General features: G+C 47.2%; 24 protein-coding genes and 1 pseudogene. 6 read left to right on the top strand and 19 right to left on the bottom strand.

What is annotated here, in order from left to right:
• Positions 1-69 precede the first annotated feature (69 nt).
• From P6M73_RS03170 to P6M73_RS03150, 5 genes are read right to left on the bottom strand one after another with little or no spacing between them, the layout of a single operon-like run.
• On the bottom strand, positions 70-1,635 hold the full coding sequence (locus P6M73_RS03170) for an ABC transporter substrate-binding protein (protein ID WP_277854702.1): 1,566 nt from the start codon (positions 1,633-1,635) through the stop codon (positions 70-72).
• A gap of 3 nt (positions 1,636-1,638) precedes the next feature.
• Positions 1,639-2,643: an ABC transporter ATP-binding protein gene (locus P6M73_RS03165; RefSeq protein ID WP_277854701.1), complete on the bottom strand. Its 1,005-nt coding sequence runs from the start codon at positions 2,641-2,643 to the stop codon at positions 1,639-1,641.
• Entirely contained in the window at positions 2,640-3,623 is a 984-nt protein-coding gene (locus tag P6M73_RS03160) for an ABC transporter ATP-binding protein (protein WP_277854700.1), read from the bottom strand. The genes P6M73_RS03165 and P6M73_RS03160 overlap by 4 nt, the downstream gene beginning before the upstream one ends.
• 9 nt (positions 3,624-3,632) lie before the next feature.
• Positions 3,633-4,553, bottom strand: coding sequence for an ABC transporter permease (locus tag P6M73_RS03155; protein ID WP_277854699.1), 921 nt, complete (start codon positions 4,551-4,553; stop codon positions 3,633-3,635).
• Positions 4,553-5,527 (bottom strand): ABC transporter permease, encoded by a 975-nt coding sequence (locus P6M73_RS03150; RefSeq protein ID WP_277854698.1) that lies wholly within the window; start codon positions 5,525-5,527, stop codon positions 4,553-4,555. Before P6M73_RS03150 ends, P6M73_RS03155 begins: the two co-directional genes overlap by 1 nt.
• A gap of 296 nt (positions 5,528-5,823) precedes the next feature.
• On the opposite strand from P6M73_RS03150, the gene P6M73_RS03145 reads away from it, so the two are divergent.
• Positions 5,824-6,870 carry a DegT/DnrJ/EryC1/StrS family aminotransferase gene (locus P6M73_RS03145; RefSeq protein ID WP_277854697.1) on the top strand — a complete coding sequence of 349 codons (1,047 nt, stop codon included), beginning with the start codon at positions 5,824-5,826 and terminating at the stop codon, positions 6,868-6,870.
• 208 nt (positions 6,871-7,078) lie between these two features.
• Here P6M73_RS03145 and P6M73_RS03140 read toward each other — a convergent pair whose 3' ends face one another.
• Positions 7,079-7,273, bottom strand: coding sequence for a PfkB family carbohydrate kinase (locus P6M73_RS03140; RefSeq protein WP_489666484.1), 195 nt, complete (start codon positions 7,271-7,273; stop codon positions 7,079-7,081).
• Here P6M73_RS03140 and P6M73_RS16915 point away from each other — a divergent pair.
• Complete coding sequence (locus P6M73_RS16915; RefSeq protein WP_489666483.1) at positions 7,202-7,369, top strand: IS66 family transposase; 168 nt, start codon at positions 7,202-7,204, stop codon at positions 7,367-7,369. The two genes, P6M73_RS03140 and P6M73_RS16915, sit on opposite strands and share 72 nt — an antisense overlap.
• Positions 7,370-7,421: 52 nt before the next feature.
• On the opposite strand, the gene P6M73_RS03135 is transcribed toward P6M73_RS16915, so the two are convergent.
• The 4 genes and pseudogenes from P6M73_RS03135 to P6M73_RS03120 all read right to left on the bottom strand — a co-directional run bounded on the left by P6M73_RS03135 (position 7,422) and on the right by P6M73_RS03120 (position 11,264).
• Positions 7,422-8,575 (bottom strand): IS3 family transposase gene (locus P6M73_RS03135; protein WP_277854695.1). Its coding sequence is split into 2 segments (ribosomal slippage): positions 7,422-8,353 and positions 8,353-8,575, totalling 1,155 coding nucleotides; the frame shifts between segments, so codons are not numbered across the junction.
• A gap of 55 nt (positions 8,576-8,630) precedes the next feature.
• Positions 8,631-8,945, bottom strand: a pseudogene (locus P6M73_RS16910) (DUF3846 domain-containing protein).
• 83 nt (positions 8,946-9,028) lie between these two features.
• Positions 9,029-9,301, bottom strand: coding sequence for a hypothetical protein (locus P6M73_RS03125; RefSeq protein ID WP_277854693.1), 273 nt, complete (start codon positions 9,299-9,301; stop codon positions 9,029-9,031).
• Positions 9,302-9,626: 325 nt separating this feature from the next.
• Positions 9,627-11,264: an IS1634 family transposase gene (locus tag P6M73_RS03120; protein ID WP_277853696.1), complete on the bottom strand. Its 1,638-nt coding sequence runs from the start codon at positions 11,262-11,264 to the stop codon at positions 9,627-9,629.
• Between the two features lie 385 nt (positions 11,265-11,649).
• Here P6M73_RS03120 and P6M73_RS03115 point away from each other — a divergent pair, with 385 nt between their 5' ends.
• Positions 11,650-12,216 carry a hypothetical protein gene (locus P6M73_RS03115; protein ID WP_277853159.1) on the top strand — a complete coding sequence of 189 codons (567 nt, stop codon included), beginning with the start codon at positions 11,650-11,652 and terminating at the stop codon, positions 12,214-12,216.
• A complete protein-coding gene (locus tag P6M73_RS03110; protein WP_489666465.1) occupies positions 12,213-13,253 on the top strand; it encodes an IS1634 family transposase in 1,041 nt (346 codons plus the stop codon). The genes P6M73_RS03115 and P6M73_RS03110 overlap by 4 nt, the downstream gene beginning before the upstream one ends.
• Positions 13,254-13,351: 98 nt before the next feature.
• Here the strand turns inward: P6M73_RS03110 and P6M73_RS03105 are convergent, their stop codons facing one another.
• The 4 genes from P6M73_RS03105 to P6M73_RS03090 all read right to left on the bottom strand — a co-directional run bounded on the left by P6M73_RS03105 (position 13,352) and on the right by P6M73_RS03090 (position 16,486).
• The gene (locus P6M73_RS03105) at positions 13,352-14,137 is read right to left on the bottom strand and encodes an IS91 family transposase (protein WP_277854691.1); all 786 of its coding nucleotides are present in this window, start codon (positions 14,135-14,137) and stop codon (positions 13,352-13,354) included.
• Between the two features lie 138 nt (positions 14,138-14,275).
• Positions 14,276-15,223 (bottom strand): nucleotidyl transferase AbiEii/AbiGii toxin family protein, encoded by a 948-nt coding sequence (locus P6M73_RS03100; RefSeq protein WP_277854690.1) that lies wholly within the window; start codon positions 15,221-15,223, stop codon positions 14,276-14,278.
• A complete protein-coding gene (locus P6M73_RS03095; protein ID WP_277854689.1) occupies positions 15,216-15,986 on the bottom strand; it encodes a type IV toxin-antitoxin system AbiEi family antitoxin domain-containing protein in 771 nt (256 codons plus the stop codon). Before P6M73_RS03095 ends, P6M73_RS03100 begins: the two co-directional genes overlap by 8 nt.
• Positions 15,987-16,129: 143 nt before the next feature.
• Positions 16,130-16,486, bottom strand: a complete 357-nt coding sequence (locus P6M73_RS03090) for a DUF7768 domain-containing protein (protein ID WP_277854688.1) — start codon at positions 16,484-16,486, stop codon at positions 16,130-16,132.
• Positions 16,487-16,637: 151 nt separating this feature from the next.
• Here P6M73_RS03090 and P6M73_RS16905 point away from each other — a divergent pair, with 151 nt between their 5' ends.
• Positions 16,638-16,913 (top strand): type IV toxin-antitoxin system AbiEi family antitoxin domain-containing protein, encoded by a 276-nt coding sequence (locus tag P6M73_RS16905; RefSeq protein ID WP_489666464.1) that lies wholly within the window; start codon positions 16,638-16,640, stop codon positions 16,911-16,913.
• The gene (locus tag P6M73_RS03085; RefSeq protein ID WP_277854687.1) at positions 16,835-17,131 is read left to right on the top strand and encodes a nucleotidyl transferase AbiEii/AbiGii toxin family protein; all 297 of its coding nucleotides are present in this window, start codon (positions 16,835-16,837) and stop codon (positions 17,129-17,131) included. Before P6M73_RS16905 ends, P6M73_RS03085 begins: the two co-directional genes overlap by 79 nt.
• Positions 17,132-17,262: 131 nt before the next feature.
• Here the strand turns inward: P6M73_RS03085 and P6M73_RS03080 are convergent, their stop codons facing one another.
• The 5 genes from P6M73_RS03080 to P6M73_RS03060 form a co-directional block, all read right to left on the bottom strand.
• Positions 17,263-17,943 (bottom strand): AroM family protein, encoded by a 681-nt coding sequence (locus P6M73_RS03080; RefSeq protein ID WP_277854686.1) that lies wholly within the window; start codon positions 17,941-17,943, stop codon positions 17,263-17,265.
• A complete protein-coding gene (locus tag P6M73_RS03075) occupies positions 17,940-18,887 on the bottom strand; it encodes a DUF1177 domain-containing protein (protein ID WP_277854685.1) in 948 nt (315 codons plus the stop codon). The genes P6M73_RS03080 and P6M73_RS03075 overlap by 4 nt, the downstream gene beginning before the upstream one ends.
• 31 nt (positions 18,888-18,918) lie before the next feature.
• Entirely contained in the window at positions 18,919-20,178 is a 1,260-nt protein-coding gene (locus P6M73_RS03070) for a M20 family metallopeptidase (protein WP_277854684.1), read from the bottom strand.
• 91 nt (positions 20,179-20,269) lie between these two features.
• Positions 20,270-21,265: an ABC transporter ATP-binding protein gene (locus P6M73_RS03065; RefSeq protein ID WP_277854683.1), complete on the bottom strand. Its 996-nt coding sequence runs from the start codon at positions 21,263-21,265 to the stop codon at positions 20,270-20,272.
• Positions 21,246-22,271 (bottom strand): ABC transporter ATP-binding protein, encoded by a 1,026-nt coding sequence (locus P6M73_RS03060; protein WP_277854682.1) that lies wholly within the window; start codon positions 22,269-22,271, stop codon positions 21,246-21,248. Before P6M73_RS03060 ends, P6M73_RS03065 begins: the two co-directional genes overlap by 20 nt.
• Positions 22,272-22,274 lie beyond the last annotated feature (3 nt).

Here is a 22,274-nt window from a genome sequence, read left to right as displayed (position 1 = left end):
CAGAGATTGGCTGACACAGCAATTGATCTAGATATCTCTGTTGATCGTGATTCTTTGTGTCTAAAATTGTTATTTTGTAACTGTTACGTTCTCGAGCTTATGATATCCGATGGGATCAGCCACAAATCCCTGGATCTTTTTGCTGGCTCCGACTGTTATCGAGTTGTAGTATACAGGAGCATAAGGAGATTCTTCCTGAAGGATGTCTTCCAGATCTGCATAGATCTGTTTTCTTTGAGCTTCATCAAGCGTAGATCTGCCCTTATTGATCAATTCATCAGCTTGAGGGTTATTGAAGAAGGCTCTGTTACCTGCTCTTCCAACCTGAGTTGAATGGGTCAGCGAGAAGTAAGTGTAATCTGCATCAAGGGTTGAGGTGATCCATCCCATATAGGCCATGTCATGTTCACCATTAGAGGTTGAATCGATGAACTTTCCAAATTCTGTAACTTCCACTTCAGTGGTGATCCCCACTTCCTGCAGCATGGCAGCAATTGCCTGAGATACTTCAACCCGTATCTGCGCATCATTGACTGACAGCTTGATTTTCAATCCACTGGCATGACCTGCTTCAGCGAGGAGTTTTTTTGCCAGTTCAGGATCATAAGCATAAGGAGCGTCTTCGGCATATCCAAATACCTTAGGAGCGACCAAATCACCCGCAGGGATTCCATTTCCATAAAGGATTGTATCGATGATCGTCTGTGAGTCGATGGCATGTCTGATTGCCTGTCTGACAAGTTTATTGTCAAAGGGAGCTTTCTTCGTATTGAAGGACAGATAGAAACAGGTCAACGGATCAGCTTCAAAATAAACGAGATTTGAATTGTCTTTGATTTTCTGGACGTCATTGGCCTGAACATCATAAACCAGGTCTAATTCACCTGTTTCCAGAGCGATGGTTCTCTGTGAAGCTTCAGGAATGACCTTCATCACCAAGTTCTTTGTTTTGGCTGGTCCTGCAAAATAATCAGCAAAGCTTTCAAGTGTTGTTGAATCGCCTTGTTTCCATTCAACCAACTTATATGGACCGGAACCAATGGGTTTTGTTGCAAACTCTTTTCCTTCGGTCTTCATCTTTTCCGCATAGGCTTTTGGGATGATGGCAGAGAAAGGCACTGCAAGATTTCTCAAGATAGGTGCATAGGGTTCCTTGGTTTTTACAGTAACTGTGTTGGGATCATTAACTGTTACTGTCTCGATGAAGTTAACAATGTATGAGACCGCAGCAGAGGCGATGGCTCTGTCCAAAGAATATTTGACATCTTCGGCGGTCAGTTCAGTACCGTCATGGAATTTTATTCCCTTTCTGATCTTGAATACAGTGGTTACATTATCCGGCTGTTCCCATGATTCCGCGATTTGACCTACAACCTTTCCGTCTGCATCCAATGTCGTCAACGTATCGAATATATGATTCGTTACCTGCACCGCATAGGTTTCTTTTCCGATGTGCGGATCGAAAGATGTGACGTCGGATCCCTGCCCCCAGGTTAATTTGTCCCCTGCTGCGCCCGATTGGGTAGAATTTCCAGCCTGACTTCCTGTTGTAGAAGTGGCAGTTGTTGAGCAAGCGGTTATCACCATACTTGCTGACAAAACCAATCCTATGAGAATGTTGAGTTCCTTCTTCATTCTTTACGCCTCCTGTTGATTTTTAGTATTATCATATAAAATACATGCTACAAAATGGTCTTTTCCTACTTCTTTCAGCTCAAAATCCCTGCCGGTACACCCGGGTGTTGCATATAAGCACCGTTTTGCAAATCGGCATCCCGGCTCCGGTTCGATGGGCGAGGTCAGTTCTCCCTTCAGTGTGATCTGGTTTCCGGGAAGATCCGGGTTCGGTATCGGAATTGCCGACAAAAGTGCTTTTGTGTAGGGGTGAAGCGGGTTCTTGAATAAGTCCTCCGCCTTGCACTTTTCAACCATCATTCCCAGGTACATTACCGCAATCTCATCAGACAGATGCTTGACGACAGACAGATCATGGGTAATAAAAATGAGCGTCAGTCCAAGCTTATCCTGAATGTCCTGCAGCAGGTTCAAGATCTGAGCCTGTATCGATACATCCAAAGCCGAAACCGGTTCATCGCAGATGATCAGTTTTGGTTTAAGGGCCAGTGCCCGTGCGATCCCGATTCTTTGCCGCCTGCCCCCGTCAAGTTCATGGGGATAAGAGTTGATCAGCCGTTCAGCCAGTCCCACCAGCTTCATAAGATTCAACACTTCCACTTTTATCTTTTCAACTTCGTTTTTCCTGTAAACTTTTTGTATAAGGAACGGTTCTGCAATTGTTTCGTAGATGGTCATCCTTGGGTTCAAAGATGCAAAAGGATCCTGGAATATGATCTGCATATCCCTTCTTTTCTTTTTCATCTCACCCGGGGATAAAGCCAGGACATCCTGTCCCTCGAAAATCACCTCTCCGGAGGTCGGTTCATGCAGTCGTAAAATCGCTCTGCCCATGGTTGATTTTCCGCAGCCTGATTCGCCGACCACTCCAAGCGTTTTTCCCGGATACAACTCAAAGCTTACATCATCCACGGCATGGAGCATGCCTGATGGTGTCTCAAAGTATTTCTTAAGATTCTTTACTTCAAGAATCGGTGCCTTATTGTCAAAGGATGTATTTTTTATCATGCTTTCCTCCCATTGGCAACTTCAGCCCAATGATGACATCTTACTTCATGCTTTTCAGAAACAAGTTCCAGGAGCGGAAGCCTATTATGACAAATCTCAGTCTGGTATGGGCACCTGGTAGAAAACTTGCATCCGGCAGGAAGATCGGAAGGGTCAGGCATGAGTCCGCTTATTGACTGAAGCCTGTCCACTTTTTTTTCCAGCGAGGGGATGGATGCCATAAGACCCAGTGTGTACGGATGTTTCATTTCATGGAAAATATTCCTCACTGACCCGTATTCCACGATCTCTCCTGCATAGATCACAGCCACATCCTCGCAGTTTTGGGCAACCACGCCCAAATCATGGGTTATCAGTAACATGGCGGTATTAAGTTTCTTTTTGAGGTCCGTGATCATTTTTAAAACCTGAGCCTGGATCGTTACATCCAGAGCCGTGGTGGGCTCATCGGCAATTAAAAGCTTAGGGTTACATGCCAGGGCAATTGCGATTATTACTCTTTGTTTCATTCCGCCCGAAAACTGATGCGGATAGTTGTTTGCCCGTCCGGCGGGGATCCCGACCAGCTCCAAACTTTGGAGTACTTTTTTCCAGGATTCTTCGGGATTTAACTTATTGTGTGCGTCGATTACTTCCTGGATCTGCTTTCCTACTGTCATAACAGGATTCAAGGACGTCATCGGGTCCTGGAATATCATGGAGATGTCAAACCCTCTGATTCCCCGGATTTCTGCATCACTGAGTTTTATAAGGTCTTTTCCATTGAATAGGACCGAACCTTGAACGATTTTCCCCGGGGGGGACTGGATCAATCTGACGATCCCCTTGGCAAGGGTAGTCTTTCCGGCTCCGGTCTCTCCCACTAGACCCAGGGTTTTGCCTTCACCGATCGTAAAACTAACATCGTTTAGGGCATGGACGACTCCATCATCGGTTCTGTATTCTATGACAAGGTTTTTAACTTCCAGTAATTCACTCATTTAGATACCTCATCTCTTCATTTTTGGGTCAAGAGCATCCCTAAGTCCATCACCCATCAGGTTTAGGGACAGGATCGTAAGCATGATGGCGATTCCGGGAATAACGGTGATGTGCCAGGCATCCCTCATATAGGTTCTGGCATTTGACAGCATGGTCCCCCATTCGGGTGTCGGCGGCTGAATTCCCAGACCCAGGAATGAAAGACCTGCAATATTCAGCAAAGCGCCGGCAGTACCCATCGTTGCCTGAACAATGATCGGAGACATGGCATTCGGTATGATGTATTTCATGATCTTTCTAAAATCGCTCGCTCCCAGTGCTGTAGCCGCTTCAATGAATTCCTGGTCTTTTATCGTGAGGATCGCTGCCCGCACTATTCTTGCAAAGGTCGGGACCGTCGATATCGCTATGGCAATCAAAACATTGACAAGACTCGTTCCCAAAGCTGCAACTATGGCAGTTGCCAAGAGCATGGGAGGGATCGCAAGCAATATATCCATCGCTCTCATGACGACATTATCAATTCTTTTTCCATAATATCCTGCGATGGCTCCAAAAAATCCTCCGACCAGTACACTGAATACTATTGAAATAACGCTCATGAAAAGAGAATATCTGATTCCCCAAATAATTCTCAAAAACATGTCTCTGCCGAATTCGTCAAGTCCGAAGATGTGCTCACTGCTGGGGGGTTTGAGCCGAAGTCTTAAATTCTGATTGATGACATTTTCCTGATAAAACTTACCGTCCGTTACAAAGTCGATCACGATGGTGCCAAAGGCCAGGATAACCATCGTCATGAGGAAAATCAGCGATATGACTGCAAGCTTGTTTTTAAGAAATCTGCGCCAGGCTTCCTGCCAAAGTGATCTTTGTTTCTTAATTACAATAGCTTTTGCAGTTGAAGTGTTAATTCCTATTTCTGCCATTATTTCACCCTGGATACCTTTCTCATTTGAACTTTTTGAAATTGGGACTTGATCCTTGGATCCACAAACGCATAAATTATATCCACCAAAAGATTCACTACTGAAAATGTTACTGCCATGAAAATTACACAGCCCAATACGATGGGTATGTCTTTGGACTTTATCGACTCAACCATAAGTCTTCCAAGTCCTGGCCAGGAAAATACGGTTTCAGTCAGCATTGCTCCCCCAAGAAGTACTCCAAACTGAAGTCCTACCGAAGTTACAATGGGTATCAATGCATTTCGCAGCATATGACGGCTTGTGACCTGACTTTCGGGGATTCCCTTGGATCTGGCGGTGGCTATATAATCCTGATTAATAACATCCAGCATGGATGATCTGGTCATACGCGCGATGGTTGCGGCATTGTGAGTACATAAGGTAAAGGCGGGTAAGATCAGGCTTTTTAGTAGGGGAACAAATCCGTCTCCCATCCCCTGAGACGGGAGCCAGCCCAATTTAAGCGAAAAAATCATTACGAGGATGAGTCCCAGCCAGAATGTGGGCATGGATACACCAAGCATTGTCACCAGGGTTGCAGAATAATCCAATGCCGAATACTGCTTTTTGGCTGAGATGATACCCACTGGTATTCCCACCGCCAAAGCCAGGATTATGCTGGCGATGGCCAGGATCATCGTTGCTGGAAATCTTTCCAGTACCATTGCTAACACGGGGAGTTTATTTCGATAGGAAAAACCTAAATCACCTTGCAGCGCATCAACTAAAAATTTAAAGTATCTTACAAAGATGGATTGATTCAAGCCTAATTGTTCTCTCATGGCTTCGATCCCCGCTTCGGTCGCCCCATCTCCGAGAATTATTGAAGCTGGATCACCCGGTGTTAAGGATAAAATGAAGTAAACAATAAAAGTTACCCCTAAAAGCACAGGTATCATCATAAGCAATCGCCTGAATATGTATTTATGCATTTCCGATTTCCCCCAATTATTTATGTTATTATCGATTGTATCACAATTCTCGCCTCACTTTATTGCATTTAAAACAAATGCTATACGATTTATTATCATTTAGATTATTTAAAGCAAAAACTATAAAATCGATTAAAAATGGGTTATAATAAAAGTGAAGTGAAAATATTTTCATTAGTTGGACACAATTGTTATTTTCATAACTACAGGCAGAGATGAGCAGCACCCTATGTTAACTCTTAGATTAGCCAAGTGTTGCAAAAAAATCCAAAAATACAATATCAGGAGAAAAGAAGATGATCGGTGGTATTTTTGAAGTAGAAGGTAAATTATCCAAAAATAATAATCTTTTAGAAAAGCTAAAAAAAGATGGAGACATTCAGTTTTTAATGTCTGGTAGATGTGCACTCAGCCACTGTTTGCGTGATTACATCGCAGAGGGTGGAATACCAAGAGCCTATGTACCCGTGTACACCTGCGAGACCGTTCTCGCCCCATTTATACAGTTAGGATTTGAATTAAGCTTTTATGATGTAAATAAGGATTTCAAGCCGGTATTTGACGATGCTCTGCTTGCATCCGCCCCCCTGGTTTTATTCACAGGTTATTACGGTTTTATAAGATATTCAGAAAAGGATCTGCTTAAGGTAAAACAGAACGGAAACTGCATCATTCAAGACATGACGCACACCTTATTAAATGACGAACCTTATTCCGTATATGCAGACTACGTTGCAGGCAGCTTCAGAAAATGGATCGGTGTAGTTTCAGGCGGTGTGGCCATTAAAAAAGATGGAAAATTCAAATCAGAGCCTACTAAGATCCACGAGGAACACGTGTCCCTCAGGCATCAGGCACTTAGTATGGCCTCCGATTGCCAATCATTAGATTCAACCGACAAAGTGTTCTGGAGTGGAGAAATGCTGTTGAGAGAGATTTTTGAAAACCAGGAAAGCGACCCGGAATCAATTGCTGTGGTCACTCATTTCAATGCAGCTGAAGTAATCAAAAGAAGAAGAGAAAACTATCGTTACTTGGCATCGAAACTTAAAACTCTAAAAGAAATCGAGCTGGCCTTTCCAGAACTTAAGGAAGGGGAAACCCCTTCTCACCTGTCTATTTTTTCCAGTGACAGGGATGAGCTTCAAAAATTTCTGAGAGAAAAAATGGTCAAAACCACTGTATATTGGCCCAAGGGCCCTGCCGTACCGGAAAATAAAACTTATCAGGCAGACTATATATTCAATAATATCCTTTCGATCCCCATAGACCAGAGATATTCCTTAAAGGAAATGGATACCATATTTGAAAAAATCACGGAATTTTATAACTCCGGGTCATGAGTTTCAAATTATCATGGGTGGACTAAATGTTTGAAACGAGCCAATTGGTGAACTAAGACCAGGGCGAACGAAAACATCCCTCAGAATTATGAGGGATGTATAAAATCATTATGCAATTTTTGAAATCATAGCTACCTTTGAATACGAGTATTTACATGGGGTACGGTACGGCAGACTCCAACTCAGTTTTCCCGTTCAACCCCTGCTTTTACAGTGATTTCAATGCTTCCTGGACTTCCAGAATGTTTGGAATGGATGCTTCGGCTCCCTTTCGGGTAACAGAGATGGCCGAAGCCTTAGTGGCCAGCAGCAGAGCTTCCGGGATACTTTTATCTTTGCTCAATGCGGCAAAGAAATACCCAGTAAAAGTATCTCCGGCAGCTGTCGTATCGACTGCTTTCACCTGGGTCGATCGGCGGAGTATCCTCTGGCCTTCCTTGAAGGGTTCAGCGGCTTTCTCCATAGCGATGGATATCAGGTGTACCACAAGATCCCCTAAAGTGCCCCCCTATTGTCAAGACACGGATTTTGATTTCATCCGAACACCTTGTTCAGGCTGCGTGACAGGTTGATTGGTTCTGGCAGAAAGCATAGGGGGTAAGGCCCCCCAGGGATGCATGCGGACGAATGGTGTTGTAGGTGTGGATGTACTTTCTGATCCCTGTGATCATCTCCTTTGGTGTCTCGTACTCCTTGATGTAGAGGTCGTCGTATTTCAGACTGCGGAAGAACCGCTCGGTCCGTACATTATCCAGTGCCTGTCCTTTGCCGTCCATGGAGACCTTAACATCGCAGGAGTCCAGGAGCTTAAGGTAGGCGGGACAGGTGAAGTGGCTCCCCTGATCCGAGTTCATGATCTCAGGCTTTCTCTCGCACAAGGCACGCCTAAGGCAGCGCAGGACAAACTCCTTCTCGAGGCTATAGCTGATCTCATAGTCGACGATCCTGCGGCTGAACCAGTCGATGATGACGAACAGGTACAAGAAGCCTTTCTTGAGGGGAACATAGGTGATGTCGATCCCCCATACCTGGTCGATTCGCTCGATAACCAGGTTCCTCAAAAGGTAGGGCCGGACGTACTGCGCGTGGTAACGTCGGGAGTGGTTCGGGCCAGGATACAGGGCCTGGATGTCCATCAGGCGCATCAGGCGCCGAACCCGCTTACGGTTGATGTCGTGGCCGGAATTGCGCAGATAGTGGGCTATCTTGCGGTAACCCCAGGCCGGGTGCTCCAGATGGATCTTGTCGATGATCGTCATGAGGGTAAGATTCTCTTCTGATTCCCCGTGGTCTATCCGGTCCTCCTTTGTACGGTAGACGCTGGTCCTGTTAACGTCAAGCAATTCGCACTGACGCTTGATGGTCAGGGCCTCATTTCCTGGGGTTACGAGTTCGGTGCGCTCCTTGTGGTCCAAAGACTTCGTCAGATTTTTTTTTAGCCAGTCACACTCAATGCTGAGCTGACCGACTTTTTGCTGCAGGCCGCGATCTCTTCCTCTTTTTGGGCGAGCGCCTCCTGATCGGACGGTCCGCTCTGGAAGATCTGGGCTGCCCGTTCCTGGAACTGGCGGTGCCAGCTGCTCAACGTGGCAGGTGCGATTTGATGGATCTGGGCTAGTTCATTGAGCGAGTGCTGTCCGCTTAAGAGCTCCAGCACGACCTTTGCTTTAAAATCAGGGCTATAGATTTTTTTCTTCTTACTCATACTCTCCATTCTATTCGGATGGAACCGGTTTGTCGTGTCTCAATTCCTGGGAGCATTATATTCCTTGCTGTAAGGAATGCCTCTGCTTTTTATCCATTTGCGAGGCCAGCTCTGGTGTGAGGGATTCAAAATCCTCTTCGTCAAGCCCGCAGATAATAAAGGTTCCTGCTATGATGTCTTAATCCTCAAGTTTTCGGTTAAGAGGGAGGCCGATGAGCTTGCCTTCCTCATGACAGACAATGGCAACCGGGTCATCATAGGGACAGACGGCTTCGATGTAACCGCCGACAACCTGCTGCAGAGAGTTCAGGTCACTGGCGATACTGGCCATACGGGGTGCTTTTTCAGGTTTAACAATCAATACGCCCATAGATTTCTTCCTTTTTTTGCTTTGCAAGAACAAAGCGGCTACCGCCGCCTGTCGTACCTCGCGTGTTTATTTAGGCTCTGGTGTTAATCAGAGCCCCTCTTATATTCAAATACTTTCCCGAATATGCTTGTATATTTCTCGGGGCGCATCAGCCCGCCACAGGACTCGCAGTCAAACTGCGGAGGTTCGTTAATATTGCTTTGGTCCATTTCGTCAAATGTTTTAACAACACTTAATGGAATTTCTTCCTCTGCCCCACAGCTAGTGCATATATACCGGACGATCGGTTGATTAATCGCCTGCTTTCTTTGATTCGCACCTTGTGTTTTCTTCTTTCGTTTCTTGCTAACCGGCATTTCGTCCTTCCCACCTGTACCTTTCCTGATTTCTTCTTTTCTCAGGTACCACTATATCACTCTTTTTCATGAGTGCACCACATTCGCATTTCAATGGATTTTTATCATATTCGAGCATCATACGAAACTGCCATGTTTTCATTTTCTTTAATCTTGCGTATTTTTCTTTGGATATCAGTCTGCGTTCGATTCGCCTGGCTCTCAAGTTGTTTCGCGAGTAGATTCCATAGTTTCGAATCATCTTAAACGTATCTTCCAGAAAAAAAACCTCAAAATTGATTGGTGCCTCTTGCTTTGAGGCACTTTTTCAATTTCCAATGTATGGTCAAAACTTGATTTCCAGCAGTTCCGCAATCTTTCTCTGCTCTTCGCTGAGTTCGGAGATGACTTCGCTCTCCACGCCGCTGAATTCGACGATTTCTTTGCGGATCGATTTGAGAACTTCGATGACATAGTCAAAGGTATATTCTTTGTTTTTTCCCTCAACATCGCTTTCCATCAGCGGTTTGATGCGCTGCTTCATGTTCCACATCAGGTAGTAGGCAAGCATACACACAAAGACATGGCAATCCACTCGGTTATCAGTTTTGTGGAATACCGGTCTGATGTCGAGTTGCACTGTCTTCAGGTTGCGGAAGGCCTGTTCAACATTGATCAGTTTCCGATAGCTCCTGACTACTTCCTCGATCTCCATATCTTCTTTCGGCACACTTGTGAAAATGACATAACAGCCGTCAAACTGCTCTTCTTCCCGGATTTTGGCTTCGTCGAAGGACCAGGAGAAGGTTCCGTCGATGATGGTAGACTGCACGAATTTACCGACTTTGAACTTATTGATAACCTTGCCTACCCGGATCCCCAAGTCGCCATCATCAACTTTGCGCTTGCCTCTGGCGATCTTATCCAGCTCAATACGGGTCTTTTCCAGTAATGCACGGCGAGTCTGCCCCTCATCGGCCGCGCGGGCGTTGTTCTTGCACAAGCCATACCGGATTCCCTTTTCAGGGTCCACCACTTCGACGATATTCTTCTCATCGAACATCGACAGCTGCACATCTTCCCGTTCGCAGAGCTTCTCGATCTGGGAATGGGTCAGGGCTGAAATCGTATGGATTTGGAAGGCTTCCTGGGTTTGGATTTTCTCAAACTGCGCCTTTGTGATCATCCCACGGTCACCCACGAAGATGGCATTCTCAACTCCATACTTTTCTTTGATCTCGAGGATCTTCGCCGATACGGTCGTCTCATCCTTGGTGTTTCCCCGGAAGACCTCGACAGCTATGGGGCACCCATCCTGACTGCAAATAAGGCCGATGACGATTTGTTCATGGCCTCTTTTTTTATCACGGTTGTAGCCGTAGGTGATCATTTTGCTGTTTGAATATTTTCCTTCAAAATAGGTACTGGTGATGTCATAGAGGATTACACTGCGCTGGGTCAGATGCTTTTGTGCCAGTTTCTTCTGGATGATGTCCTTGCGCTCCATGAGACGATCCATGGGGCTGTAGCAGTGATGGTTGACATCGATATTCGTGTCAGTCACACCGCACAGTTCCCACAGCGAGCTGAAAGAGCCCACTCGGGTAAGGGACAGCTTGCTGCCCGCATAGATGACGCGGCCGACTATCATAGCCATAACATCCTGCACCCACGGCTCAGCCGGGCGGGAGTAGATGATCTTGTCGAGTCCGGTGGATCTGGCGATCTGGCGCAATGCAAACGAAGCCCCATACTCCTTGGAGTTGAGGATTTTAAAGTCTGATTTCAAGACGACATTGCCTTGAAAAGCAGCCTGGATGAGTTTCAACGTGGCCAAGGGAACGCCAGTGATCCGGGATAGCGTTTCGTGCTTAATGACACCGTTCTCCCTGTAGGAAGAGCGGATGAGACCATACGGATTTGAACGATGGGTTTGGATCTCTAAATGCAGTCGTGAAGACTTTTTATCACTCGACGATTTCATAAGACACCTCACCATTGAACTGTATAGTATTATTATACACTTATATCGATTACATATCAATGGATTTCGATTAAAATGTATGGCTACATTTTCACAATCAATATGGCTGTAATCATTGGCACACAATGATTACAGCCATTTCCCCTCTGGAAGATACGCTTAAAGTGAGTATCCGGAATATGAATGATTACCCCAATTCCCGGAAATAGTATAGTCTACACCTTCGGTTTGATCCCCCAATTGGGTGACATAGATGTTGGATTTTCCTCGAATTAAGTCACAGAGCCGATTTCATATGAGATGGCTCTGTGACTTAATTTATTTTTATCTTGCTTATTACCCCTCTGTAGACTACAATATAAGTAGTCTACAGAGGAGGGATATTATGGCAATGCTCAATATTTCAATCCCAATTCCCACCGAGCGCATCACCTACAAAAAAGATGGCCCGGATAAGCCCAGACGCGTCTATCATGTCGAAAAACGCTACAGAAACGCATTGGGTACCCCTACAGCCAAGGAAGTTGCCATTGGCAAAGAGGATCCTACTCGTCCCGGTTGGATGATCCCCAATGAACGATTCACTGAGTTCTATCCGCTGCCAGTCGATGCCATTTCCCTGACCCCGCCTCAAGAGGTTCTGGCGGCTGGTCATATCGCTCTGTTGTGGCAGCGAGCTGAGGCTATTGGATTGACCAAGGCTTTACAACAGGTATTTCCCTTGCAGGCACAAGAGCTTTTGGCGATGGCCATCTATATGGTCTGCGAAGGCAATGTCATGATGAATCTGGATCTGTTCATCCGGGAGAGCCTACTTTCTACAAGGCTCAGTCTGAATTCCCAGCGCAGCAGCGAACTGTTTGCACAGATCAGCGAAGAGCAGCGCTTTCGGTTTTTAAGCTCTGGAGTGCTCTCCACAAAGACGAGGAACAGACCCTGGCTTATGATGTGACGAGCATATCGACCTATGCGGAGATCCAAATGGCAGAGTACGGCTATAATCGGGATCAGGAAACCCTACCGCAACTCAACATCGGCATGCTCTATGGCACCAAGACAGCCCTCCCGCTTTGCTATGAGATCTACAGCGGAAGTATCGTGGACAAGGCCTTTTTCCCCTATATGATGGAATTGGGCGAATTGGTCGGTCTCAATGATTTGTTCTACATCATGGATCGAGGCTTTCTCACCCTGGACAATCTGAGCTTCATGGCCCAGAACCAACTCAATTTCCTGATGGCTGCTCCCAAATCCCAGAAAATCTATCGTCAGGCATTAATCGAGGCAACCGCGGTGATCCGTCACTCTCGTTATCACATCCCCCAGACCAGCTGCTATGGACTGTCCAAAGTGATCCAGATCAATGAGTTGCCCTATACCCTCCACATCTACCTGAACACATCCAGTGCGGCGGATGAAGAAGCCCGGATCTACCAGCATGTTGATCGTCTCGAGGAAGAGCTGCAAAATCAGATGAAGCCCATCAGTATTACTCGGTATAACAAGTATTATGATGTGACACGCAATGCATCACCGATTGAGGAGTACGAACGCAATCACGAGAAGATCACCGAGATGATTGAGCTGGCCGGCATGTTCTGCCTGCTGAGCAATACCCAGGATAAGAGCGCAGAGGTGGCACTACGACTTTATGGGCGACGGGACATGGTGGAGAAGGCCTTCCAGAATTTAAAAAACAGCATCGACTATGACCGCTTTCTGACGCACACAGAAAAGACGACAGAAGGGAAAGCCTTTGTCGCCTTTTTGAGTCTTATTCTGTGGTCGGATTTGACCAATCATGGGAAAAACAGCGGGGAGAAATCCATCAACCGGTTGGTCAAACAGATGGGAACGATCAAGCGGACCGATTATGGATCAGGCTGCAGTTTGCTCCAGCCACTGACCAGGAAACAAAAGGACATTCTTAGCGCGTTCGCCATCGAACCGGAGGAATTTCTTCAAACCATTCTCCACTTTGAAGTGTAGACTATAGAATTCCCGGGAATTTGGGTGATTAACCGCTGGATGAACTCCATGGCACTAATGGATTCCTGAACTTCCTGGGACTGACCGTGAGGCGTATACTAAAATGTCACTGTCTTGCCGTCATATGCAACTATTCTTGATTCAGCGATTGCAGGACGTCCAGCATATCGGGCCAGATACTTCGACACAATCTGAAGATCGGTGATTTCGCCTTTGGCATAAACATAAAATCCATTCTCTTTCTGCTTGTATAGCTTGTTTATCAAAGAACGCATCCATCCCGTTGGAAAGGACTCTTTCATCAGATCGAGCAACTCTTTTTGCCAGAAATACCGTAGTTTCTTGTAATTTAGATACTTTAACGTGCGATCTTCCGTAGCTCCCAGGCAACGCAAAGACATGATGATATGAACGTGTGGGTTCCATTTCAAGTCCCGGCCAAAAGTGTGAATTACGCTGATGATGCCGGTTTCAAACCGCTGCGTCTGATTCATCTGGTAGATCGTTTCCTTCAAAACTTTAGCAGCGCGATCTGAGAGATCCTTTAGCATTCCCCGGTTCTTCCGAAAATAGATTCTGAGTTCCGCCGGAATCGTAAATACCAGATGCTTATGGGGCGCATTGATCAGTCGGGACTCAAGTTTTTCCGCCCACTTATCCCGGTAGAGCTTTCCGCAACTGGAACAGAAACGGCTTTTACAGGTGAATGGAACCAAGACCTCAGAAGTACATTGTGCACAAGTGTATACAGTCCATCCGTTTTCAAACTTGCCGCAATTCAACATCCGTTCCACTTCTTTGTGGACCGATATGCGAATCATTTCGGGGTGCTCAGCAACGAACTGATCCCAGTGTTCCTCGAAAATCTGCTTAATCTTACCCATATAATCACCTGCTGATTAATTCTTAAAACCATTATAATAAGCGGGTTAAGCTTGTTCCACAAAAGTATAATTTCCTACACCAATAAAAAAGCACCTTCGAATGAAGATGCTTCAATATTTAAATGCCTGAGCCAGTATTTACCTTTGTGAGCACTTCCAGAGCGCCATAGGGTGGTTTCGAATACGTTCTACTATTTCGGTTGATTCAAAAAGTAGCTCCGGCTGATATGTTTTATTTCTAAAGGCATTTAGGAATTCCTGTTCATGGTCCTCTAGCTTTAAAAGAGATTCAAGCCAGGATTTGACTTCCAGCTGAGCAGTCTTAAGATCAAATTTGTCCTTGTTTCGTAATACAGGATAAAGGTCTGTCTTGATACGCTTCTGAGAGACTTCATCGATCGTGTTAAATTGGAACTCAAAAGGCGGAAATTCCGCGCCTATCGCGCTGTAAAAAACAACACACTTTCTGAGCAGGGGCTCCTCTGATTCATCAATCAACCCAAATTTCACCAAGTTATAAATGTCATAAAGATCTCGGGGTGCCGTTCGATTGATCAAAGCAACGATTTTACTTGCAAATATTTCGATGGGGGCCACACTAAGAACAGAAACTCCAATTGGTTCCCAGGAAGATACAAAATGTCTTTGTCCAGTTTCAAGAACATGACAGCGAAGCATATAGTTGATTTCAACCTTAATGTTATCCTTCATGCCTCCTGAATTTGAGTATTCATAAACAAAAGAATCAAGAGCATGATATTGCTTCGATTTGGGACTTAACAAATAGCCGTTAGCTTTCATAAATTTTTCGATTCGGTCATTGATGATTGATCTTGTCGCCATCATTTCATCCCGAGTGACGTTTTTTGAAAAATCCAGATCAATATCAACAGACAACCTTGGCAAATTGAAAATTGTCAGGTTGATGGCCGTTCCGCCCTTTAGAGCCAAAGAGTTCCCTAGCAAAGCGTCATTTTCGAAAAACTTCAGTATATCAGTCAATCTGCAAACTTTCTCATATGTATCTCGCACAAAACCAAGTTCCTTAGCTTGTTTCCCCAACAATAACTTGTTCCACTCAGACATTGAGATCAACCCCCTTACTGAGGATTGATTTAATATTCTCAGGGGCAAAAATCATCCAATCTTTATGTAGGACAAAGTGCTTGGAAAGGGCATCTTTTTCTGAATACAGATAACTTTTTGATTTGGAGATTTTACTCCTGCAGTAATCAAAAAATAGTTTTGTAAGACCCAACTGTTCAGCAAATTCCTTGAGTAAGAAGCCGGATTTCTGATACAAATTCACCTGCCCATATTCATCAAGATAGGTTATCAGCTTATCAGCTTGTAGTGCAGGGACCAGCAACAGACAACGGAGTAGTTCTTCCAAACCACCAATTTTCTGAAAAGAATAGATACTATCGATGACAGTCCTTTCAAGATCCGTGACTCTGATTTCTGTATTGGTTGTAATTACTCCAGAATCAATTTTCGGAGAAACCCTGGTAAAGGTAATACCATCAAAAGAGAAGTCAGTAAATCTGCTGGTTGTCGATACATAGACCTCATGAAAAACTTGATTAGCATAACCATAGTATTCAAATGCACTGTGATGCGAAATATAAGCATCCTCAGCAATATGAGTTGCTATTAAAAATCGGTTTGCGACAGGCTGCTTCGTTTCAAGGCTGATTGCTGTATATAGATCTCTTCGAATTCGATCAATATATCCGTTTTTGACATAATCGTTTAGTATTGAGTGTGCTGCTTTTTCGGTTCCGATTAGGTCAACAACTTCTTGCCGTGAAAAACAACCCAACTCAATTAGTTTGTCTAAATATTTCATTACAACACCTCCGTTTCTATTATTGCACAAAACATTCCTTTTTTCCAATGTTTTGTGCAATTTCAGAAACGGCCATTTTTAAATATGCACGAAACATTCCTTTTTCCCAATGTTACGCGCAAAATCAGGAATGGATTCTTCTGTTATCTTGTAGGGTTTTTCTGACCGTGGTGTTTTAAAACGGTCAGGATACCGCTTAAGGTGGTTGCCGGGATTCGATAGCGTTCAGCGATGGCAATGTCGTTTTTCACGACTTCGTCGATCCGAGAGCCCCAGACTACGAGGACGTTGGAGCGTCTGAGGTAATCGAGCTCGATGTCCTGTCTGTCCTTATGCTCCTGGGGGATGCCGTCATCCATGAAGTTTGAAAGCATCAGGATGGGACAGATGGGATTGTAGCCAGCGTCGAAAACCTTCCGGCTGTATTTGGTTGCAATCTCTGTATTCTCAGTTGGATCAACGCCCCAGGAAGCGGTGATATAGGAGAGAGGTCTCTTCATTTGAAGGAACTCCTTTAAAAAAACGACTTGAAGAAAATTTGATGATAATGCTGGTTTCGCTGATGAGATGTGCACTGAAATCATATTATTTTGATTTCAGTGCAAGTTTGGCATACGATATTAGCACAGAAATCAAATTGAAGGTGGTAGCATGACTATGCCCGATGAACTTCAATCAGTCCTGAAGCAAACTGGCGGAATCGTTACTACTGCCCAAGCAAACGAAGTCGGGGTCTCAAACGAAGGATTGCGCCTGCTTGCTCACTCAGGCGATTTGGAACGAGTGACTACCGGGATTTATGTTTTGCCTGATGAACTTACTGACAATAGAATGTTAAGGCCGCTGCGATGGTTGGCATTGATGCGCGCACCACAATGGATATGGATGCAACGATCAAAGGGCAGGCTCAATCTAAGACTGAATTAACGGTGATCATTGAGAACATCTTAAAAACTCAGATTGACGACGATGCTGTATTTTCATTTCAAGGGATTGAAGAGATCCGAGAGGAAGCGGACTATCCGGGGTATCGTGTATCGATCGGAGTCGTCTTTGATAAAACGCGACAGATGCTGAAGATAGACATCACAACTGACCAAACTCATTTCTCTCTCTGGGACCGACTAAAATCTACGCTGAAATAGCCAGGTTCGATGGGCGAACCTGGCTATTTCAGCGTAGATAGTTTTGTTTGGATCGATCATTTCCCTGCATAATGACCATTTGATGATTCAATCCGACGTTTAATCGCTCAGAAATTAATCGCTAGCCGGCTTTAGCTATCCCCGAGTTCACCTAATATCCGGGCAACCAGTGTCCTGGCCAGGATCACTGGTTTATGGGTTTCCTGTAAGACCAGTTGCTTCATCCCTGCTGTATAGCCGATGCAGTCCATGATGATGAGATCAAGGGAGGGATCACTGAACCCGGTGAGATCCGGCAGAGTGCCAGTCACTTTTTTATCGTAGGGTGACCAGGGGATCACACGGGCTTCCAGTCCTGCGTCCTTCCATTTTATCCGGGTCTGCTCGATCTGCTCGGGATCAGGAATCACCACCCCTATTTTTTTCGTGCCGGAGAGTTCCGGAACGATCCGGTGCAGGATCACCTGGGGGTAAATCAAGGGAACGCTGGCCCGGAAGATATCCGGGAATTTCCCGGTACAGATAAAAGCAATGGCTTGGACTTTTTTCTCTTCCAATCGATCGATACAGTCCTGTAGCCGGCCTAGAATATGCTTTTCCGCAAATTTGACTTCACGTCCATCCCGCAGGGTCGACACCAGCACATAGTCTCCCTGTTCTGGCTTAAGTGTTTGAATTTCCTCATAGGACAGCCCATCCAGTGCGCCAGCCTCCAGGATTTCAACCCACGTTCCGAGATACGGAAGCATTTCCGGGATCACGTCCTGCCGGGGAGACTGACCGATGGTAATGGTGCCCAGCCGGAAGCTCAAGCCCGGACGAGACTCCGGCCTAGCGTCTGAAACTGGTGCATTTCGCCGTACAGTTCCAGTAAATGGCCAAACTCAGCCTCGTCGTAGAAATTGCAATTGTGCCGGCCGAATTCTTTGGCGACTTCCAGGACAAAGCGTCCGGCCTGCTCCAGGTCAAACGGATTGCTGGCACCGGTGGCACATCCCGGCACGGCCGATTCCGTGGTGATGGCGATCCCCACTACCGGGGCTTTGGTCGCCGTCGCCGGCTGGAGGATGCTGTTCAGGTGATACACCCCATTGCCGTAGGGGGTGATGTCCTGGATGCTCAGCGGGAAAACCACCGGGAACTTTCCCGTCGTCGTCTGCATGATGTCTAAGAGCTGGTCACTGACTTTTAAGATATACCCCTCTTTCACCGTGGGGGAGATGGCAAAGCCGCAGTGATTGATGACCCGGTTGCCCTTGGTCGTATCCACCGACAGAATGGCATCCAGATCGCCGTTGACTTCTTCCTGGTTTACCGTGGCCATATCCACCGGAGAATCCATGAACGCAACCGGTTTATGGGGCTGCGTCGGTGCATCCGGGCAAATGTGGGTTGAAACCACGACATCCCCGTCCAGGTGATCCCCTTTATTCTGCATATCCAGGAGCTTTGCCGCAACAGCCAGGGCAACCAGGGCCCCGTCACCATCAGAGACCATGCCGATGCGCTCCGGGCGGGCACCGATGCCGCCTAGCCGTCCCAGTACGCCTAAGGTCGGGGCGGAGCCGCCCTTGGACCGGCCGTTTTTCCCGGGGATCGCCACCCGGATAAAATCGGTCTTGCCTTTATCCCCCGTGATGGTCTTAACGACCACATTCTTCGCACCGTAACTCTCCAGATATTTTTTTAAATCGTTGCCGCTGGCCGTTGCCGTGTCCACCAGCTCATATACTTCCATGATCTGCTTAATAATCATCGATAACCTCACAAATTTTTATTCTCAAAAATTAATTCACACCTAACAGGTCACATAAGGACATTAAGTAGATTTGACTGGCGTTCAGAACGTCTTCGATATCCACTGTCTCGTTGTAGGAATGGATCCCTTCCGTGTTGGACGGTCCGTACTGGATGGTCTGGATCCCCATTTCACGATAATAGCGCGCATCACTGGACGCCCACTGATAAGCTGGCAGAACATCGATGTGCCAGAGTGCCTCGGCATGTTTTTTGACCGTCTGGACAATGGGGGCGTTGATTGGCGTATAGTTGCCCGTGGCCTTCCAGGTGATCTCATACTCCACATCCAGCGCTCCGCTCTGGGCGATGATGCTTTGGATCTTCGCTTCGACCTCGGCCTCATCGGCCCCGATGGGGAGCCGGATATCGACCCGGGCTTCACAGTAATCCGGCACGACGTTTAATTTAGTGCCGCCGCTGATAAGGCCGACACTGGCTGTGACATGGTCGATGACATTTTCGATCCCCGGGGTTTCCAGTTTGTCGGCGGCAATCAATCGCGAGTTTTTGAGGGCCTGGGCTTCTTCCTGGGGGAATTTACCCTGAATCTCATGGAGTTCGCCGATGTGAGAGAGAACCTTCCCCAGTTTCAGGATGGCATTGTCCCCCTTATAGTTGCCCAGGCTGCCGTGGGCCGGTGTGCCGTGGGCTTTTAAGATCAGTTCATTGGATCCCTTCTGGCCGATCTCAATGGTGTAATTCGATGTGGGCTCCGCCACGATACAGGCATCAGCGCCATCGGCATGACCCTCGGTCAGGAGCCATTTCGTACCATACTGCCCGCCCGACTCTTCATCGGAGACGATGTGCAGACGGACGTTCCCGGTCAGCTCGGCCCCCGATTCATTCAAGAGACGCATGGCAAAGAGGATCCCGGCTACCCCGGCTTTCATATCCGACGTCCCCCGGCCAAGGATCCGCTTCTCCGTGACTTCACCGCCGAAGGGATCAAACTCCCACTTCGATAAATCCCCGGCGGGGACCACATCGACATGACCGTTTAAAATAATGCTGTAGCCCTCGTCCGAACCGATTTTCGCAAGGATACAGGGGAATTCATCATTGGCAGCGATCTCGGTGGCCGCGATGCCGGAGTCTTCCAGATATTGTTTGACAAAGTCAATGACCGGCCGCTGAGATCCCGTTGGGTTCTCACTGTTGATCCGGATGAGCTGCGATGTCAATTCGATGAGTTCGCTGCTCCTTCGGCTGGCTTGTTCCATGATTTCAGTTTTAGTTATACTCACGATGTTCCTCCTAGATTTTTTCCTGGAATTTTCATTCGAGTTTATTTGATGAGTGATTCAAGCTGTTAAAGTTGGTTTGATTCTTAAATCGTTAGGATCCGCTTTCCCTGGCGCTCTGGCTGTCATAGAGGTAACAGGCGACCAGATGATCCTTGGCGACTTCCGTCAGTTTCGGGGTCACCCTGCGGCACTTCTCCATGACATAGGGACAGCGGCTGGCAAAGGGACAGCCGATCTGTTCGCCGATGGGACTTGGGATCTCTCCGGTCAGCTTGATCTGGCTGTTTTTTTCAAACGGGCTCTCCGGCGGGATGGCTGACAAGAGGGCCTTCGTATAGGGATGCCTGGCATCGGTATAAATCTCCTCGGCATTGCACTGTTCCACCACCCGCCCAAGGTACATGATGGCGATGCGGTCGCTGACGTGCTTGATGACACTTAAGTCATGGGAGATGAAGATCATCGTCAGTTCATGCTGCTTCTGTAGGCTGTTGAGAAGGTTCAGCACCTGCGCTTGAACCGATACATCCAGAGCGGACACCGGCTCGTCACAGACGAGGATCTCGGGATCCAGGGCCAGGGCCCGCGCGATATTGATGCGCTGCCGCTGACCGCCGGAAAATTCATGAGGAAAGCGATGGATGTGGGATTCACTTAAGCCTACTTCGTTCATCAGCGAACGGACCCTGGCCTTGCGTTCGGGTTTGGACAGGTGGCCGTGCACGATCATGGGCTCCTCGATGGTCTCCCCCGCTGTTTTTCGCGGGTTCAGGGAGGAGTAGGGATCCTGGAAGATCATTTGAATCTCCCGGCGCAGCCCCTTTAAATCCTTCCCGGTCAATTCATTGATATCCTGACCATGGAGGAGGATCTGACCGGAAGTCGCCTGATGAAGGCGTACCAGGCAGCGGCCCAGCGTGGACTTGCCACAGCCGGACTCGCCGATGATCCCCAGGGTCTCCCCCTTATAGAGTTCCAGGTTCACTTGGTTGACGGCATGCAGGATCTTATGCGGCTCCCGAAATTTTGATTTTCTAAGCTTAAACTCTTTGTTGAGTCCGACGACTCTAAGAATCGGTTCTGCCATGGGATGCCGCCTCCTTTCGTTTCAGTGTTTCAGTCTTCGTCTGCCGATGGCAGGCGACAAAGTGATTCTCCCCCACTTCCATGAGCTCTGGGACGACCTCGGAGCAGATGGGCAGGGCGTAGGGGCAGCGCTTGTAGAAATTACAGCAGCCCCCCGTCAGCCGGAGGTCCGGCGGGGCGCCGGGTATGGTCACGAGCTCAGATTTGGAGGCCTGTGACAGTTTCGGCATGGAATCCAAAAGGCCCCAGGTATAGGGATGCCGGGCCGCGCTGTAAAGCGTCTTTGCCGAACAATGCTCCACGGTCTTCCCGGCATACATGACCATGACTTCATCGCACATATCCCAGACGATGCCCAGATTATGGGTGATGAGCAGGATCGCTGTCTCGGACTTTTTCTGCATTTCTTTTAACAGATCCAGGACCTGGGCCTGAACGGTGACATCCAGGGCCGTGGTGGGTTCATCGGCAATGACGAGCTTGGGCTTGGCACTGATGGCCATGGCGATGATCACCCGCTGACACATGCCGCCCGATAATTCATACGGGTAGGACTCCATGCGGCTTTCCGGGTTGGGGATCCCGACTTTTTTGAGCGATTCGATGGATAGCGCCCGGGCTTCGGCTGCCGTCATCGAGCTGTGGGTCCGCAGCATTTCCACCATCTGATAACCCACTTTGAAAACCGGATCCAGCGAGGTCATGGGATCCTGTGAAATCAGGACGACGTCTTTTCCGCGGTAATCCAGGAGCTGGGCCTGGTTAAACCCTAAAATGTCCCTGCCTTCAAAGTGGATCTCGCCGCCGACGATTTTTCCGGTGTTTTTGGGAAGCAGGCGCAGGATCGACGAAGCCGTCATGCTTTTTCCCGAGCCGGATTCACCGACAACGCCTAAGGTCTTCCCTCGCTTCAGATCAAAACTGACCCCATCGACGGCCTTGACGACACCGCTGGCCAGGTATAAATAAGTCTGTAGATTTTTTGCTTCCAGAATCACTTCTGCCATTTT

The organism is Anaerococcoides asporogena (genome assembly GCF_029590275.1).
In the GTDB taxonomy this organism is placed as follows: Bacteria; Bacillota; Clostridia; order Clostridiales; family Clostridiaceae; genus JG1575.
This window is presented reverse-complemented; position numbering and strand designations above follow the sequence as displayed.